Below are 16,558 nucleotides of genomic sequence, written 5' to 3'. Positions count from 1 at the left end.
TGCCTCACCACGGCGGTAGGGGTAAGGGGGCGCGTAGCGGCCACCCGCCACAGAGTGGTGGCGACGGCGAGGGTATACGGCTGTCAGGCCGTTCTTCTACCCGGGGATCGTCGCTCCGCTTGCCGCTGTGGCTCCCATTCGGACACGCTGTCGCGGACCGTGATCCGGCATGTCCGGTGGCCCGCCACCCGGTGCCGTCAGTTCGGGTTTCCCGCGTGGGTCAACGTCTCCCAGGCGAAGAAGTACGCTGGTGGTCCGGCGGGTCGGTCCGCCTCCACTATCCGCCTGGTGTTCGGCAGGTCGAGCCCTGTCCTCGTGGTGTAGTGGTTGAAGGCGATCTCAGGCGAGGGCGCCAACCCGGTCACGAGTCGACCCCCGCACAGCCAGGACGGCACCGACTTGCCCAGCTCGAACCCCATGTGGAATTCCAACGCACGGGTCAACCGCTCGCGCGCCTCGGCGTACAGGTCCCGGCCCTGGATCCACGCCGTCTCGGCAACGTGCGCCGCTGCCGCGAGACCCCAACCGGTATGCAGGAAGTCTCGGCAGGTCTCCTGTGCGAGCCCGTCGACGAGCAGCTTCTGCCCGCCCCAGTAGTCGGTGAGCTGCGACTTCGTGAAGGCGTCCCCGGGCGGCGCGTACGGCATGGGGCCGTCGCCGCTCAGATAGACATACGCCCGTAGGCGTAGTCGCCACTTCTCGATCGCCTTGAGGAACGAGGCGCGATCGTCGAGGAAGACCGAAATGCCGACCGCCGCGTCGAGCATTATCAGCTCCCAGTTCCCGGCCCGGGTGCCGTCGGTACCGCGGAGCACCACCGGTAGGTAGACCGTCCTGAGCATCCGCTCGGTACGGGCCAACCGACGGGGATCCCAGCCGGTGTAGGTATGTTTGATGAGCTCCGCGGCTCGCGCGAAGGTTGCCCCAGCCCACCCCGCCTGCAGCGGCGCGTTGGAGTTGGTGTGTTCCTTGAGCACACCGGACCAGGCGTCCAGGATGCCGATGGCCTTGTCGGCGTACCTGCGGTCTCGGGTGAAGCACCACATCAGCGCATGGGTGTACGCGGCCACCGCGTCCTCGGCCTCCGCGGTGCATCCGGTGTCCGGCTGCGAGTAGAAGCCGCAGTTCACGGTGGTCACCGGGCGCGGGCGCCAGGACAGCTCGGCGTACTGGCTGCGCTGCATGGCGAGCCAGGCCGAACGCCAGGGCTCCTCGCCAGCCCTGACCTTGCGGCTCACGAAGTTCAACTGCTCACTGGTCACCAGCACGCCAGGGTGGACGAACCCGCTGCGGGGATCGCGCGACTCGGTCAACGGCGGCGTTGGCGGAATGGGGTCGACGACCCAGGCACCGGATGCCTTGCTCTCGGGCGCGTCGGATGTGAACGCCAGGAGAGCACCGCTTCCGGCCAGGAGGCCTACCCCCATCAGTGCCGCCAGCACGCCGCGCCTACCGGCCCATGCCATCCTGTCTCCCCGACAACCTGCCAAGCCGGTGCCCCGGACTCCCGAGATCAGTACATGCCATCGACGGGCCGCTCCGCCACCCGCGGGCGACATCCGGACACGCCCGGTCTCAGCTTGCGGACGGTGGCAGCACCTTGGCGATCAGCTTGGCCAGCTCGCGCAGCGCCTTCCCCCGGTGACTGATGGCGTCCTTCTCCGCCGGGGTCAGCTCGGCGTTGGTCCGGTCCTGTCCGTCGCCCAGGAAGATCGGGTCGTAGCCGAACCCACCATCGCCGCGCGGGGCACGCAGCACCCGCCCGGACTGCCGGCCGTCGACCAGGTGCTCCTTGCCGCCGGGCAGCACCAACGCCACGGTGCAGACGAACGACGCCGCCCGCTGCTCGTCCGGCACGTCGCCGATCTGGTCCAGCACCAGCTGAAGGTTGGCCTGGTCGTCGCCGTGTCGACCGGACCAGCGGGCGCTGAACACCCCCGGCATCCCGTTGAGCGCGTCGACCGCGAGGCCGGAGTCGTCGGCGATCGTCGGGAGCCCGGTCTGCCGGCACCCCTCTCGCGCCTTGATCAGCGCGTTCTCGCCAAAGGTAAGACCGGTCTCCGGCAGCTCCGCGTACTGCTCGACGTCGTCCAGCCCGAGCAGGGCGATCCGGTGCGCGCCGAGCGCGCCGTCCAGGATCCGCTGAAGCTCGACCAGCTTCTTGCGGTTACGGGTGGCGAGCAGGACCTTGTTCATGCTGAGACACCTTTGTTCGCGACTGCGGGGCTCGCAAGCTCACTCCTCACGCTCACCCGAGTGCCTTCCGCTGGGCTTCGGCCAACTCGGCGCAGCCGGCAACGGCCAGGTCGAGCAGACTGTCGAGCTGGTCGCGGGCGAACACGCCCGCCTCACCGGTGCCCTGCACCTCGACGAAGTCACCCGCGCCGGTGCATACCACGTTCATGTCCACCTCGGCGGCGACGTCCTCCTCGTAACAGAGGTCGAGCCGCGCCTCGCCGGCGATGATGCCCACGCTGACCGCGGCCACCGACCGGTGCATCACCTTCTCCGGCTTACCCGCCAACGACTTCCGGGCGGCGAGCCAACCCACCGCGTCGTGCAGTGCGACGTACGCGCCGGTGATCGCCGCCGTGCGGGTGCCACCGTCGGCCTGGAGCACGTCGCAGTCCAGCACGATCGAGTTCTCGCCGAGAGCCTTGAGGTCGATGCTGGCCCGCAGGCTGCGGCCGATCAGCCGGGAGATCTCGTGGGTGCGACCACCGACCCGGCCCTTGACGCTCTCCCGGTCGGAGCGGGTGTTGGTGGCCCGCGGCAGCATCGCGTACTCGGCGGTCACCCAGCCGAGCCCGGAGCCCTTGCGCCAGCGGGGCACCCCCTCGGTGACGCTCGCCGTGCAGAGCACCCGGGTGCCACCGAACTCGACGAGCACCGAGCCCTCCGGATGGGTGCTCCAGCCTCGGGTCAGGGTCACCGGTCGGAGTTGAGAGGGCCCTCGCCCGTCAGGTCGCGCCATACCTGCACCCTATGCGGTGCGACCCTCCACCTCCGCCGGGGTGTCCCGCCGGCAAGGCGCGGGAGGTCAGACGTCGTAACTCGCGCCGGGCCGGACCACGTCGATCGGTCCGGTGTACTCGGCGGCGGCCGACTCTAACGTGTGCGCCTCGCTGCCCCAGGCCGCGACCAGGTGGGTGAGCAGCAGCCGACCCACCGCGGCCTTGGTCGCCGTCTCGCCGGCCTCCCGGCCGGTCAGGTGCAGGTCCGGTGGGTTGTCCACCCCGTCGAGGTAGCTGGCCTCGCAGAGGAAGACGTCGGCGTTCTGGGCCAGCCGCAGCAACGCGTCGCAGGACGCCGTGTCCGACGAGTAGCACAGGGACCGACCGTCGTGCTCCAGCCGCACCCCGTACGTCTCCACGGGGTGGTTGACCCGGTCGACGGTGACAGTGAACGGGCCGATCGGGAAGGTGCCCGGCTGAAGGGCGTAGAACTGGTACACGTCCTCCACGGTGCCCTCGTCGCCGTAGGCGGCACTGAGCCGGTCCGGTGCGCCGGAGGGCGCGTACACCGGAAGCGCCGGGTAGGGGCCGTCCGGGGCGTACCGGCGGACCACCACGTACGTCACGGCGTCGAGGATGTGGTCACAGTGCAGGTGGGTCAGCAGGATCGCGTCCGGGGCGTGCAGCCCGGCGTATCGCTGGAGGCTGGACAGCGACCCGGAGCCGAAGTCGACCAGGAGCCGGAAACCGTCGGCCTCGACGAGGTAGGCCGAGCACGGTGACTCCGGGCCGGGAAAGCTGCCGGCGCAGCCGAGGACGGTCAGTCGCATCGAGTTGTCTCGCTGTCACTGTCAGTAGCATCCGTGGCGGCCGTCGCCCCAGCCATGATCTCTACCGACGCGTGCGTCACGCTGCGCAGCCTACGCCGGGGTGCCCGGCAGCAAGAATGATCCAACCGAAGTTGTCACGAACGTGACACCTGCTCACGGTGCCGTGGACAAGGCACGGGCCGCCGACACGGATCGGCGGCCCGTGCCCGGGAAGACCACGTCGGTCAGGCCCAGAGCTGCCCCTCCAGGGCGTCCTCGGCATCCGACAGCGTGCCCCCGTACGCGCCGGTGGACAGGTACTTCCACCCGCCGTCGCAGACCACGAAAGCCACGTCGGCGCGCTGGCCGTCACGGACCGCCTCGTGCGCCACCGCGAGCGCGGCATGCAGGATGGCCCCGGTGGAGAACCCGGCGAAGATGCCCTCCACCTCCACGAGCTGCCGGGTACGCAGCACCGCGTCCCGGGTGCCGACCGAGAACCGCCGGGAAAGCACCGAGGCGTCGTACAGCTCCGGCACGTACCCCTCGTCGATGTTGCGCAGGCCGTAGACCACCTCGCCGTACCTCGGCTCGGCGGCCACGACCTGAATGCCGTCGACCTTCTCCCGCAGGTAGCGTCCGGTGCCCATCAGCGTGCCGGTGGTGCCCAGCCCAGCCACGAAGTGCGTGATGGTGGGCAGGTCGTGCAGCAGTTCCGGCCCGGTCGTCTCGTAGTGCGCCCGGGCGTTGGCCTCATTGCCGTACTGGTAGAGCATCACCCAGTCGGGGTGCTCTGCGGCGATCTGCTTGGCGGTGGCGACCGCCTGGTTGGAACCACCCGCCGCCGGCGAGAAGATGATCTCGGCCCCGTACATCCGGAGCAGTTGGACCCGCTCCGTGGAGACGTTCTCGGGCATCACGCAGACCAGTCGGTAACCGCGCAGCTTGGCCACCATCGCCAACGAGATGCCGGTGTTGCCACTGGTCGGTTCGAGGATGGTGTCACCGGTGCGGAGCCGGCCGGCCTCCTCCGCCGCACGGACCATGAACAGCGCCGCGCGATCCTTGATGCTGCCGGTCGGGTTCCGATCCTCCAGCTTGGCCCAGAGCCGCACCGGTGGCGCCCCGTCGGGCACCGTCGGCGAGAGCCGGGGCAGGCCGACGAGCGGCGTACCCCCGCAGGCGTCCAGCAGACTGTCGTACCGCGCCATGGCGGACGACCTCAGCGAGCCGCGACGGCGCTGTGCGAGCTGATCGCCGCAGCCGCGGCGAAGCCGAACGCGCCGCCGGCCACGGCCGGCAGGATGGTCACACTGTCGCCGTCGGAGAGCTTGGCGTCCAGCGCACCGAGGAAGCGGACGTCCTCGTCGTTGACGTAGACGTTGACGAAACGGTGCAACGTGCCGGTCTCGGTGATCAGCCGGCCGCGCAGACCGCCGTGGCGGGAGTCCAGGTCGGTGAGCAGATCGGCGAGGGTGTCGCCGCTGCCGTCGACGACCTTGGCGCCGCCGGTGTAGCTGCGCAGGATGGTGGGGATGCGAACCTCAATGGCCATGATGTCGAGCTCCTCGATCGGGTGTGCCTACGGTGACGGGACGAACGGGTGCGGGCGCTGACGGGTCAGCGGTCGGAACACTCGTAGTCGACCGTCGCCGGGCTCTGCCCGAACATGTAGGACTGGACCGCATGCGGGTCGACGCCCGCCTCCACGACCTGGACCGGCTCCTCGGCCACCACACCGTCGACGATCCGGAAGGACCGAATCTCCTCCGAGTCGGGCTCACGGGTCGAGACGAGCAGGTAGTGCGCGCCCGGCTCGCCTGCGAAGGAGACATCCGTCCGTGACGGGTATGCCTCCGTGGCGGTGTGCGAGTGGTAGATGATCACGGGCTCCTCGTCCCGGTCGTCCATCTCCCGCCACACCCGCAGGTGCTCCATCGAGTCGAACTCGTAGAAGGTCATCGACCGCGCGGCATTGTCCATCGGGATGTGCCGGGTGGGGGTGTCGCTGCCGACGGGACCAGCGACGACGCCGCACGCCTCGTCGGGGTGGTCCCGGCGCGCGTGGGCGACGATCGCGTCGATGATCGACCGGTCGATGCTCAGCACGAGCACCAGCCTAACGCCTGATGAGCACGGGCCGAAGTGGTGCCGGTCACGCTTAGTCGATCAAGGCGTTGAGCAGCGACTCCTGCAAATATCCGAGGTACGCGTAGACCGACAGTTGGAACACCCTGCTGGAGGCCGGATCCTCGGCGACCGCGTCGTCCAGCTCTTCGCCCAGGTCCGTGCCGTCCTTGATCTCCAGCCGGACGCCCATCGCGAGCCGGGCGTCGTTCAACGCCCGCAGCCACGCCTCGGCCGCCTCGGCGTCCAGCCGCACCTCACCGCCGGCCTCGTCGGGAAGCGCGGCGAGGATCGCCCCGGCCTGATCGATCTTCGCGGTCTTCAGGTCGCCCTCGGTGTAGCGACGGAACTCGGCGGTGCCGGGGGCGTCCTTGGGATAGACCGCCGGGAAGAGCCGCCCGACGACCGGGTCGGTGTGGTCGAAGCCATCGGTCAGCAGGCCGACCACCTCGGAGGCGACCTTGCGCAACACCCGCACCTCGTCGACGGCGAAGGTGGCGACATAGCGGCCGGACTGGCGACGGAACATGCTCATGATCTGTCCACCGTCGCCCACAGCCCGTACGCGTGCAGCTGCGACGCGTCGTGCTCCATCCGCTCCCGGGCACCGGTGGAGACCACGGCTCGGCCCTTGTGGTGCACGTCCAGCATCAGCTGCTCGGCCCTCTCCCGGCTGTAGCCGAAAAGCTTCTGGAAGACCCAGGTCACGTACGTCATCAGATTGACCGGGTCGTCCCACACGATCGTCACCCACTGCCGGTCGGACGCCGGCACCTCGTCAGTGTCCGGCGTCTCGACTGGTGCAACCTGCGGAGCCGCCATGCCCCCCATCGTGCCACCGGTTTCCCGGAACCGAGGAACCGGAACGCCGGCCCGGCGTGGATCGCCCACCCCGGGCACCCCTGACTCGCCCCAAACGCCGTCGGGCGCGCGGTGCGAGGCGGACCCCAACCGAAGGGTCGCCACGCCGTCAGGCGAGCAGGATGCCGTGATCGACTGCATCGGAGAGCACCGCGCCCAGCGAGAGGCGGATCACCTCGAACCGTCGGGAGATCTCCCGGGACAACCCCAGCTCGACCTCCCGCACCGCCCGCTGGGACCAGGCCCGCGCCGCGCTGTGGTCGTTGTTGCCGGGCGTACGCCACTGCTGCCAGCAACCGCCGGAGAGCGCCACGGCGACCGGCGGGAGCACCTCGGAACGGGCCGCCGCGGGGTAGCAGGACAGGGCGTCGATCGCCTCCGGGCCGGTCAGCCCGGCGACCCCGGCTGTGCTGGTGATCAGCAGCACCTTGTCCAGGTCCTGGCCGGGCCGGTCGTCGACCAGGCCGTACTGCACGGCGGTGGCGATCCGCCGGTGCACGCCCTCGGTCGGCGGCGCGCCGAGCACCCGGCTCGCGGCGTCGGTGATGATCCCGCGCACGGCCTGGTCGCACTGCGCCGTGGCCAACAACGACAACGCCGCCATCTCCCGGTCGAGGAGATCCGGAAGGCCGGCGCAGCCGACCCCGAACACGATCTCCTGGACCGCCCGCAGGTGGATGTTCGCCAGCTCCAGGGCGAGGTGCTGGCGGATCCGCTGGGCGCACGAGCGGGTCTGCCGGTCGAGCCGCTCAGACCAGTCGCCGGGGTCGGCGGCCACCGCGATCCGGTCGTGCTGACCCGGCAGCACCGGCGGGTTGACGCTGGCCCGTTGCAACCCTTCCCGCGACGACCAGCCCACCAGGGCCCGCCGCAGATCGGCGGCGGAGTCGGCGTCGTCGACCGGGAACCACCGCGCGCCGGCCAGCGCCGGCACCGCCGCCAGCAGCGCCGCCCGGTGGGCCGCGACGGTCACCGCAGCCGCGGTGGCCTCCGTCGCTCCGCTCCCGGCTGGCGGGACGGACGCCCCCGCGTCCTCCGTAGTCGCCGCGCCGTCGGCCAGCGGGGCCCAGCCCGCCGCGCCGGGTGTGACCGCGAAGACGACCTCCACCGAGGTCGGGGCAACCTCGGCGAGCAGGTTCAGCTCCGTGGCGGTGAACGCCTGGTCGGCGGCGATCACGAAGAGCAGCGCACCGGCACGGCCCACCGCTTCGAGCAGCACCCGGTTGCCGGCCGCGCCGAGGGTGGCGGTGTCCGGAACGTCGATCAGGGTGAAGTGCCGCAGCAGCGGCTCGGGCACGCTCAGCTCGACCCGCCGGGGCGGACGGGCCAACGCCGGACCGGCGGCGTCCCGGTCCGCGCCGTACGAGTGCGGTTGACGGTAACCGGGCACGAACGCCGCCCGGGTGGGCACCTTGGCGTTGCGCACCACCAACCAGCTGCCCGCCGGCACGGTGAGCATCACCGGGTCGAGGTTGAGCAGGGTGGCGAGCACGGCGCGCCGCTCGGCACCGGCCGGGCCGACGGCGACCACGCCGAGCGGCTCCTCCGGTGCGGGCCCGGTCACGCCGACCCGCGTGGGCAGCGGGCCGCAACTGGGCAGGTCGGTCGGGCCGGTCGTTTCGTCCGGCGAGTCGACCGAGGGGAGAGGGCCCTGCATCATCAGGTGCCTCCCGTTGCAGGTGGCCGGTTGCCCGGTCGCGTGAACATTCCGGTAGAGCAACCCCCGGATGTCGAAGACTACGGGCGAGCCGACGACCGGGCGGAACACCTCCGATACTCACCGGTAATTGTGCCGCTACTCAACTTCGTTCGGTGACGGTACGAGCGCGGACGGGATTCATCGATATGCTGCCCGGATGAGTCGATGGGAGTTCGTCGGCCGAACAGATGAGCTCAACCGCCTGCTCGCGGCGGTGACCGGTGAAGCTGGCCGGGGGCTCTTCTTCAGCGGCAGCGCTGGCATCGGCAAGAGCCGGTTGCTGCGTGAGGGCGTGAACGCGTTGCCCACCGACCGGTTCGCGATCTGGTCCATCGCGGCCAGTGCCACCACCGCCGCGCTGCCGTTCGGCGGGCTGGTGCAGGTGCTCCCCGCCGAGCAACCCCAGGGCCTCTCCCCCGCCGGCATCCTGCGCTGGGCGCTCAACCTGCTGCAACAGCAGGCGGCCGGCCGACGCATCGTGCTCGCCATCGACGACGCCCACCTTCTCGATCCGCCTTCGGCGGCGCTGGTGCACCTCGTCGCCCGCTCGGAGAACGCCACAGTGCTCGGCACCCTGCGCGACGGCGAGCAGATCCCGCTGCCGATCCGTGCACTCTGGACCGACGATCTGGTCGAGCACGTCGAGCTGACCCCGATGCCACCGGAGGAGACCGCAGGCCTGTTGGCGGCCATCCTGGAGGGTCCGGTCGACGCCTGCTCCGCCGACCGGCTCGGTCAGCTGTCGGCCGGCAACCCGCTGCTGCTGCGCGAGCTGGTGCACGCCGCCACCGGCAGCGCGGAGCTGAAGCGCACCTACGGCATCTGGAAGTGGACCGGCCGACTGGAGCTGGCGCCGAGCCTGACCGACCTGATCGACACCCGGGTCGGCAAGCTCACCAACGGCGTCCGCGCGGTCGTCGAGCTGGTGGCGTTCGGCGAACCACTCGGTCTGCACCTGCTCAAGCAGGCCGCCGACCAGGCAGACGTCGAGACCGCCGAGGAACGCGGTCTGATCAGCGTGATCCAGCACGACCGGCGGACCAACGTCCGGCTGGCCCACCCGCTCTACGGCGAGGTGATGCGTCGCCGTTGCCCGGTCAGTCGCACCCGCCGCCTTAAGGCACACCTCGCGGAGCTGCTGGAGCAGGTCGGCAAGCGCCGACGCGACGACCTGCTGCGGGTGGCGGTCTGGCGACTCGACTCGGGCACCGCACAGGACCCGGCCATGCTGCTCGATGCCGCGGTGCAGGCCTTCACCCGCTACGACGTGCCGCTGGCCACCCGCCTGGCGCGCGCCGCGCTCAACGCCGACGGCGGCTCCGACGCGGCCGAGCTGCTGGCCACCATCCTGATGTTCGGAGATCGGCCTGAGGAGGCGATCGGCGTCCTCGACGCGGTGCCACCCGAGCCCGGCGACGAACGGCGACTCTGCCGCTGGCTGACAGTGCGCGGAATGGTGAGCTACTGGGGGTTGAGCCGGCAGTCCACGGTGGAGGAGCTCGCCAGCCGGGTCAAGCAGCTGGGTGACTCCGCGGACCAGTCCCGGGTGCACGCCTTCGAGGCGATCATGCGCCTGCACGGGCTCGACACGACGAAGGCGGTGCGGCTCAGCCAACGCGTACTGGACCGGCCGGCGGCTGGCGTCGCCGCCCGCGAGCTGGCCCGATCCACCATCGCGTACGTCCAGGCCGCACAGGGCCAGCTCAACCGCAGCGGTACGGCGATCGCCCAGGTGCACTCCGCCGCGGGCAGTTGGCGCACCGACATGCCGTACCTGCAGTTGGCACTGGAACTGGCCCGGGGCACCAGGCTCATGCTCACCGGTGACCTGGCCGGGATCGACGCGATCGTCGCCGACGAGTTCGCCGACCTCGCCGGTGCCGGCGACTTCCGGCTCGGCACCGGCTACCTGGCCATCCTCCAGGCGTACGCGGCCCGGATGCGTGGGCAGAGCGACGCGGCCATGCGGACCTCCCTGGGCGCCTGCGCGGTGCTGGCCACCAGCCGGGTCTACGCCGGTCTGGCCCAGGCCGAGCGCGCCCAGTCGGCGGCACTGCGCGGCGACTCGGCGCAGGCCACCGCGGCGATGGCCGAAGCGGACCGCACCCACGCGCCGGGCATGGCGGTGCTCTACCCGTGGCTGGAGCAGGCCCGGGGCGCGGCGCTCGCCGCATCGGGCGACCTGCCGGGCGCGGTCAAGCACCTCGGCGACCTGGTCGACCGCCTGCGATCGGATGGTTTCGCCGGGCACGAGGTGCACGTCCTGCACGATCTGGTGCGGCTGGACCAGGCGGGAATGCCGGTCGGTCCCACCTGCTCCGACGGTGGCCGCCGCACCGTCGCGCAGCGCCTCGCCGAGCTGTCCGAACGGGTCGACGGGGCGCTTCCGCCGCTGCTGGCCCGGCACGCCCACGCGGCGGTGACCGACTCCGCCACCGATCTGCTCGCGGTCGCCGACGACTATGCCGCGTTGGAGCTGACCGTGTTCGCGGCGGAGGCCACCTCCCAGGCCGTTCAGCGGTTGCGCCGGCAGCACTCGCCCGCGGCCAACGATGCCCGGGAGCGCCTGGCCGGGCTGCTCGGGCGTTGTGACCTGATCCGCACACCGGCACTGCAGGCGGGCGCGCCGGTGCTCACCGAGCGGGAGTGGCAGGTGGCGCGCCTCGCCGCGCACGGCGCACCCAGCCGGGCCATCGCCGAGCGGCTCTACCTCTCGGCGCGCACCGTGGAAAATCACCTTCAGCGCATCTACGCAAAGCTCGGCGTGACCGGTCGCGCCGAGCTGTGGGCCGCGCTGCGCTCGATCCCGGGCCACGACGGCGGCGACGCGGGCTGAACCTTAGGCTGGGGCGGTGAGCACCCACCGCCCCGCGCTGCTGACCGACCACTACGAGCTGACGATGGTCAGCGCGGCACTGAAGGACGGCACCGCCGACCGCCGGTGTGTCTTCGAGGTGTTCAGTCGCCGGCTGCCGAGTGGCCGCCGCTACGGCGTGGTCGCCGGCACCGCCCGGCTCATCGAGCTGATCCGCGACTTCCGGTTCGACCCCACCGAGGTCGACTTCCTGCTGCGGACCGGGGTGGTCGACGACGCGGCCGCGGCCTGGCTCACCGACTACCGCTTCACCGGCGACATCGACGGGTACGCCGAGGGTGAGCTGTTCTTCCCGGGCTCGCCGATCCTCACCGTCTCCGGCGGCTTCGCCGAGTGCGTGGTGCTGGAGACGGTGGCGCTCTCCGTGCTCAACCACGACTGCGCCGTGGCGGCAGCGGCGGCGCGGATGGTGACCGCGGCGCGGGGCCGGGCGCTGATCGAGATGGGGTCGCGTAGGGCACACGAGGAGGCGGCGGTGGCCGCGGCGCGGGCCGCGTACCTGGCCGGGTTCCGGTTCACCTCCAACCTCGCCGCCGGTGAGCGCTACGGCATCCCGACGGCGGGCACGGCGGCGCACGCGTTCACCCTGCTGCACGACGACGAGCGGGCGGCGTTCGCCTCGCAGGTCGCCACGCTGGGCAAGGACACCACGCTGCTGGTCGACACGTACGACATCAGCCAGGGCATCCGCAACGCGATCGCGGTGGCCGGGCCGGAGCTGCGGGCGGTACGGATCGACTCGGGTGACCTGGCGGTGATCGCCCAGCAGTCCCGGGAGCTGCTGGACTCGCTGGGCGCCACCGAAACCAAGATCATTGTTTCCGGTGACCTCGATGAGTACTCGATCGCCGCGCTGGCTGCCGAACCGGTGGACATGTACGGCGCCGGCACGGCCGTGGTCACCGGCTCCGGTGCACCGACCGCCGGGCTGGTCTACAAGCTCGTCGAGGTCGAGGGACGCCCGGTGGTGAAGCGCTCCGAGCACAAGGCCACCATCGGCGGCCGGAAGGTCGCGGTCCGCCGTCACAAGCCGACCGGCACCGCCACCGAGGAGATCATCGTCCCGCAGGGTGTGCCGGACCGGAAGCCCAACGACCGGATGCTCCAGCGCACGTACGTGGTGGGGGGCGAGCCGGTCTCGCTACCGTCCCTCGACGAGTCACGGGAGCACCTGCGCGAGTGCCTGATCTCCATCCCGTGGGAGGGGCTGAAGCTCTCCGCCGGCGACCCGGCAGTGCCGGTCACCGTCGTACCCTCCGACTGACCTCGACCCAGACCGCCCGCGCAGGCCGGATCACGAGAGGAACCCCCGAATGGCCAACGCTCTGATCATCGTGGACGTGCAGAACGACTTCTGCGAGGGCGGCTCACTGGCCGTCGCGGGCGGCGCGGGGGTGGCCTCGGGCATCTCCCGGCTGCTGGCCTCCGAGCCGGACCGGTGGTCCCACGTGGTCGCCACCAAGGACTACCACGTCGACCCGGGTGCGCACTTCGGCGATCCGCCGGACTTCGTGGAGTCCTGGCCCCGGCACTGTGTGGTCGGCACCAGCGGCTCCGAGTTCCACCCCGAGCTGGACACCGGCCGGGTCGAGGCGATCTTCCACAAGGGCGAGCACGCGGCGGCGTACTCCGGTTTCGAGGGGCACGCCGACGACGGCGAGTGCCTGGCCGACTGGCTGCGCCGGCACGACGTCGATCAGGTCGACGTGGTCGGCATCGCGACCGACCACTGCGTCCGGGCGACCGCGCTGGATGCCGCCCGGGAGGGCTTCGCCACCACCGTGCTGCTCGAGTTGACCGCCGCCGTCGCTCCGGCGACCACCGACGTGGCGCTGCGCGCGATGGACGGCGCCGGGGTGACCCTGCACGGCGAGCCTGTGATCAGGGCCGCATGAGGGCGTAATTGGTTGGCCAACGGTCCGCCTCCGGTCGAGGATGTCGCCGGAGGTACGGACCCACGTGAACATGAAGCCTTACCGGCAAGCGCTCGCCCTGCCCGGCCTGCGGTCGCTGCTGCTGGTCGCCGTCCTTGCCCGCATCCCGCTCACCGCGACCGGGGTGACGCTGACCTTCCACGTGGTGTTCGATCTTGATCGCGGTTACGGGGCCGCCGGTCTGGTGGGCGCGGCCGTCACAGTGGGCGCGGCGATCGGTGGGCCACTGCTCGGCCGACTGGTGGACCGTCGCGGACTGCGCCCGGTCCTGGTGGTCACCGGCATCGCCGAGGCGATCTTCTGGTCCACCGCGCCCACGCTGCCGTACCCCCTGCTGCTGCCGGCCGCCTTCGTGGCCGGCTCCCTGGCCCTACCCATCTTCTCCGTGGTCCGTCAGTCCATCGCCGCGCTGGTCCCGGAGGCTCAGCGCCGCCCGGCGTACGCGCTGGACTCCATGTCGGTCGAGCTGTCCTTCATGATCGGGCCGGCGCTGGCGGTGGCCCTGGTCACCGCGATCTCCGCGCAGACCACCATGTACCTGGTCGGCGGCGGCATCGTCGCCGCCGGGATCGCCCTGTGGGTGGTCAACCCGCCGATCCGGGGAGCCGCCGAGCCCAGCGGCCCACCGCGGCGGGTGCCTCGCCGGGAGTGGCTGACCCCCCGACTGCTCGCCGTGCTGGCGCTCAGCGCCGCTGCGACCCTGGTGCTCGGCGGCACCGACGTGGCGGTGGTCGCCGTGCTGCGCGCCAGCGGCGAGGTCGGCTGGACCGGCGCGGTGCTGGCCATCTGGGCGGTCGCCTCGCTGTTCGGCGGGTTCGCCTATGGAGCCGTGCACCGCTCGTTCTCCCCGTTGGCGCTGACCGCCGCACTCGCCCTGTGCACCATCCCGGTCGGGCTGGGCGGTGCGCACTGGTGGCTGCTGTGCCTGGCGCTGATCCCGGCTGGCGCGCTCTGCGCGCCGACCATCGCGGCCGGCTCCGACGCGGTCAGCCGCCTGGTCCCAGCCGAGGTACGCGGTGAGGCGATGGGCCTGCACGGGTCGGCGGTCACCGTCGGCATCGCGATCGGCGCGCCGCTCGCCGGCGCGGTGATCGACGCCAGCTCGCCACTCTGGGGCTTCGTGGTCACCGGAGCGCTCGGCGCGCTGGTCACCCTCGTGGTGCTCCCGATCGAGCTACGCCGCCGCCGCACCGCTGACGCGGCCAACCCCGCGCAGCCCGTCGAGGCCGACCTCGCCCCCACCGCCCGCTGACGGCTGCACCCACACCGCGGACGGCGGGGGTCGGGGCTCGGGCTGGCCGGGCGTGCCGCGGCAGCGGACCAGTCGGGTGTCTGCCGGGCTTCCGACTGGCATGCATCCTGAAGAGCGTGACGCCTGTGAGTCATCTTGATGACTCACAGGCATCAGGCACTTCAGGCACACAGCCCCGTCGGAGCCAGACCGGTCGAGCCGAGCCCGGCCGGACATGGCGACGGGCGCCGCTCCCGGTGGTCCCGGGGGCGGCGCCCGTCGTACAGCTGGGTTGAGCGTCAGTGCCGGTCGATGTCGCTGCCGGTGTCCTCGCGGTAGCTGGCACCGCCGTCCGACTCACTGGTGAGCGGCTTGGAGCCGCCCTCCGGCGGGCCGGCCAGGCTCTGGCCGCCAGCGGCCAGTTCCGGGAACTTCTCGTCGAACGCCGGCCGCTCGGAACGGATGCGGGGCATCCGGTCGAAGTTGCGCAGCGGCGGCGGGCTGCTGGTCGCCCACTCCAGCGAGTTGCCGTGACCCCAGGGGTCGTTCACCTCGACCACCGGGCCGGTCTTGTACGACTTCCAGCAGTTGTAGATGAAGGGCAGCGTGGAGATACCGGTGATGAACGCACCGATCGTGGAGATCATGTTCAGCGTGGTGAAGCCGTCGCTGGGCAGGTAGTCGGCGTACCGACGGGGCATGCCCTCGTTACCGAGCCAGTGCTGCACCAGGAACGTGGTGTGGAAGCCGATCATGGTGAGCCAGAAGTGAATCTTGCCCAGCCGCTCGTCGAGCATCCGGCCGAACATCTTCGGGAACCAGAAGTAGATGCCGGCGAACACCGCGAACACGATCGTGCCGAAGAGCACGTAGTGGAAGTGCGCCACCACGAAGTACGAGTCCGACACGTGGAAGTCGATCGGCGGGCTGGCCAGCAGCACACCGGTGAGACCACCGAAGAGGAAGGTGACCAGGAAGCCGACCGCCCAGAGCATGGGCGTCTCGAAGCTGATCTGGCCCCGCCACATGGTGCCGATCCAGTTGAAGAACTTCATACCGGTCGGCACGGCGATCAGGTAGCTCAGGAAGCTGAAGAACGGCAGCAGCACCTGACCGGTGGCGAACATGTGGTGCGCCCAGACGCTCATCGAGAGCGCGGCGATCGCGACGGTCGCGGCGACCAGACCCTTGTAGCCGAAGATCGGCTTGCGGGAGAAGACCGGGATGACCTCGCTGATGATGCCGAAGAACGGCAGCGCGACGATGTAGACCTCGGGGTGCCCGAAGAACCAGAACAGGTGCTGCCAGAGCATCGGCCCGCCGGTTGCGGGGTCGTACACGTGGGCGCCGAGGATGCGGTCCGCGGCGAGCGCGAACAGCGCGGCGGCCAGCAGCGGGAAGACCAGGATCACCAGGAGGCTGGTGACCAGGATGTTCCACGTGAAGATCGGCATCCGGAACATGGTCATGCCGGGCGCGCGCAGCGTCAGCACCGTGGTGATCATGTTCACCGCACCGAGGATGGTGCCCAGGCCGGAGATGGCCAGACCCATGACCCACATGTTGGCCCCGACGCCGGGCGAGTGCTCGACGCTGCTCAGCGGCGCGTACGCGAACCAGCCGAAGTCAGCGGCACCACCCGGGGTGATGAAACCGGCCGTCGCCATCGTGCCGCCGAACAGGAACAGCCAGTAGGCGAAGCTGTTGAGTCGGGGGAAGGAGACGTCGGGTGCGCCGATCTGGATCGGCACGATGTAGTTCGCGAACGCGAACACGATCGGCGTCGCGAAGAACAGCAACATGATCGTGCCGTGCATCGTGAAGAGCTGGTTGTACTGCTCGGGCGACAGGAACTGCAGCCCGGGTCGGGCCAGCTCAGCCCGCATGATCAGGGCCATCAGGCCGCCGATCATGAAGAACGCGAACGCGGTGACCATATACATGATCCCGATTTGCTTCGCGTCCGTGGTTCGCAGCAGCCGCGCGATGGCCGACCCCTTGACCGGCTCCCGGACCGGCCAGGGCCGGGTCACGACCGGCTTGGGTGCGACGGTGGTCACGAGTGGCC

15 protein-coding genes are annotated in these 16,558 nt (G+C 70.8%); 4 read left to right on the top strand and 11 right to left on the bottom strand.

Translation table 11 applies throughout. From position 1 onward, the window contains the following. Nucleotides 1–197 precede the first annotated feature (197 nt). From FBZ33_RS04310 to FBZ33_RS04265, 10 genes are all read right to left on the bottom strand, one after another. Nucleotides 198–1,466 carry an alginate lyase family protein gene (locus FBZ33_RS04310; protein ID WP_141908075.1) on the bottom strand — a complete coding sequence of 423 codons (1,269 nt, stop codon included), beginning with the start codon at nucleotides 1,464–1,466 and terminating at the stop codon, nucleotides 198–200. 109 nt (nucleotides 1,467–1,575) lie between these two features. Continuing rightward, nucleotides 1,576–2,196 carry an RdgB/HAM1 family non-canonical purine NTP pyrophosphatase gene (rdgB, locus tag FBZ33_RS04305; RefSeq protein WP_141908074.1) on the bottom strand — a complete coding sequence of 207 codons (621 nt, stop codon included), beginning with the start codon at nucleotides 2,194–2,196 and terminating at the stop codon, nucleotides 1,576–1,578. 52 nt (nucleotides 2,197–2,248) lie between these two features. After that, a complete protein-coding gene (gene rph, locus FBZ33_RS04300; RefSeq protein WP_099850933.1) occupies nucleotides 2,249–2,974 on the bottom strand; it encodes a ribonuclease PH in 726 nt (241 codons plus the stop codon). Nucleotides 2,975–3,040: 66 nt separating this feature from the next. After that, a complete protein-coding gene (locus FBZ33_RS04295; protein WP_141908073.1) occupies nucleotides 3,041–3,784 on the bottom strand; it encodes an MBL fold metallo-hydrolase in 744 nt (247 codons plus the stop codon). A gap of 224 nt (nucleotides 3,785–4,008) precedes the next feature. Further along, nucleotides 4,009–4,974, bottom strand: coding sequence for a PLP-dependent cysteine synthase family protein (locus tag FBZ33_RS04290; RefSeq protein WP_099850931.1), 966 nt, complete (start codon nucleotides 4,972–4,974; stop codon nucleotides 4,009–4,011). A gap of 11 nt (nucleotides 4,975–4,985) precedes the next feature. Further along, a complete protein-coding gene (locus FBZ33_RS04285; protein WP_099850930.1) occupies nucleotides 4,986–5,318 on the bottom strand; it encodes a MoaD family protein in 333 nt (110 codons plus the stop codon). Between the two features lie 65 nt (nucleotides 5,319–5,383). Then, nucleotides 5,384–5,872, bottom strand: coding sequence for a Mov34/MPN/PAD-1 family protein (locus FBZ33_RS04280; protein WP_088951494.1), 489 nt, complete (start codon nucleotides 5,870–5,872; stop codon nucleotides 5,384–5,386). Nucleotides 5,873–5,924: 52 nt separating this feature from the next. Further along, nucleotides 5,925–6,425 carry a DUF2017 domain-containing protein gene (locus FBZ33_RS04275; protein ID WP_088946434.1) on the bottom strand — a complete coding sequence of 167 codons (501 nt, stop codon included), beginning with the start codon at nucleotides 6,423–6,425 and terminating at the stop codon, nucleotides 5,925–5,927. Continuing rightward, on the bottom strand, nucleotides 6,422–6,712 hold the full coding sequence (gene clpS / locus FBZ33_RS04270; RefSeq protein ID WP_088946433.1) for an ATP-dependent Clp protease adapter ClpS: 291 nt from the start codon (nucleotides 6,710–6,712) through the stop codon (nucleotides 6,422–6,424). The genes FBZ33_RS04275 and clpS overlap by 4 nt, the downstream gene beginning before the upstream one ends. Before the next feature lie 148 nt (nucleotides 6,713–6,860). Continuing rightward, a complete protein-coding gene (locus FBZ33_RS04265) occupies nucleotides 6,861–8,411 on the bottom strand; it encodes a hypothetical protein (protein ID WP_141908072.1) in 1,551 nt (516 codons plus the stop codon). A 196-nt stretch (nucleotides 8,412–8,607) separates the two neighbouring features. Between FBZ33_RS04265 and FBZ33_RS04260 the strand changes: the two genes are divergently transcribed. Genes FBZ33_RS04260 through FBZ33_RS04245 form a run of 4 tightly spaced genes read left to right on the top strand, consistent with a single transcriptional unit; the run spans nucleotide 8,608 to nucleotide 14,511 of the window. After that, nucleotides 8,608–11,286, top strand: coding sequence for a LuxR C-terminal-related transcriptional regulator (locus FBZ33_RS04260; protein ID WP_141908071.1), 2,679 nt, complete (start codon nucleotides 8,608–8,610; stop codon nucleotides 11,284–11,286). Nucleotides 11,287–11,302: 16 nt separating this feature from the next. Next, nucleotides 11,303–12,589, top strand: a complete 1,287-nt coding sequence (locus tag FBZ33_RS04255; protein ID WP_141908070.1) for a nicotinate phosphoribosyltransferase — start codon at nucleotides 11,303–11,305, stop codon at nucleotides 12,587–12,589. A 49-nt stretch (nucleotides 12,590–12,638) separates the two neighbouring features. Continuing rightward, nucleotides 12,639–13,220 carry an isochorismatase family protein gene (locus FBZ33_RS04250; RefSeq protein WP_088946429.1) on the top strand — a complete coding sequence of 194 codons (582 nt, stop codon included), beginning with the start codon at nucleotides 12,639–12,641 and terminating at the stop codon, nucleotides 13,218–13,220. 40 nt (nucleotides 13,221–13,260) lie between these two features. Further along, a complete protein-coding gene (locus FBZ33_RS04245) occupies nucleotides 13,261–14,511 on the top strand; it encodes an MFS transporter (RefSeq protein WP_141908069.1) in 1,251 nt (416 codons plus the stop codon). Nucleotides 14,512–14,789: 278 nt separating this feature from the next. Here FBZ33_RS04245 and ctaD read toward each other — a convergent pair whose 3' ends face one another. Continuing rightward, a complete protein-coding gene (ctaD, locus tag FBZ33_RS04240; RefSeq protein ID WP_088946427.1) occupies nucleotides 14,790–16,550 on the bottom strand; it encodes a cytochrome c oxidase subunit I in 1,761 nt (586 codons plus the stop codon). Nucleotides 16,551–16,558 lie beyond the last annotated feature (8 nt).

The organism is Micromonospora sp. A202 (assembly GCF_006715105.1).
In the GTDB taxonomy this organism is placed as follows: Bacteria; Actinomycetota; Actinomycetes; order Mycobacteriales; family Micromonosporaceae; genus Micromonospora; species Micromonospora zamorensis.
Note: the sequence above shows the minus strand (reverse complement) of the source record. Positions and strands in the feature narration are given on the sequence as shown.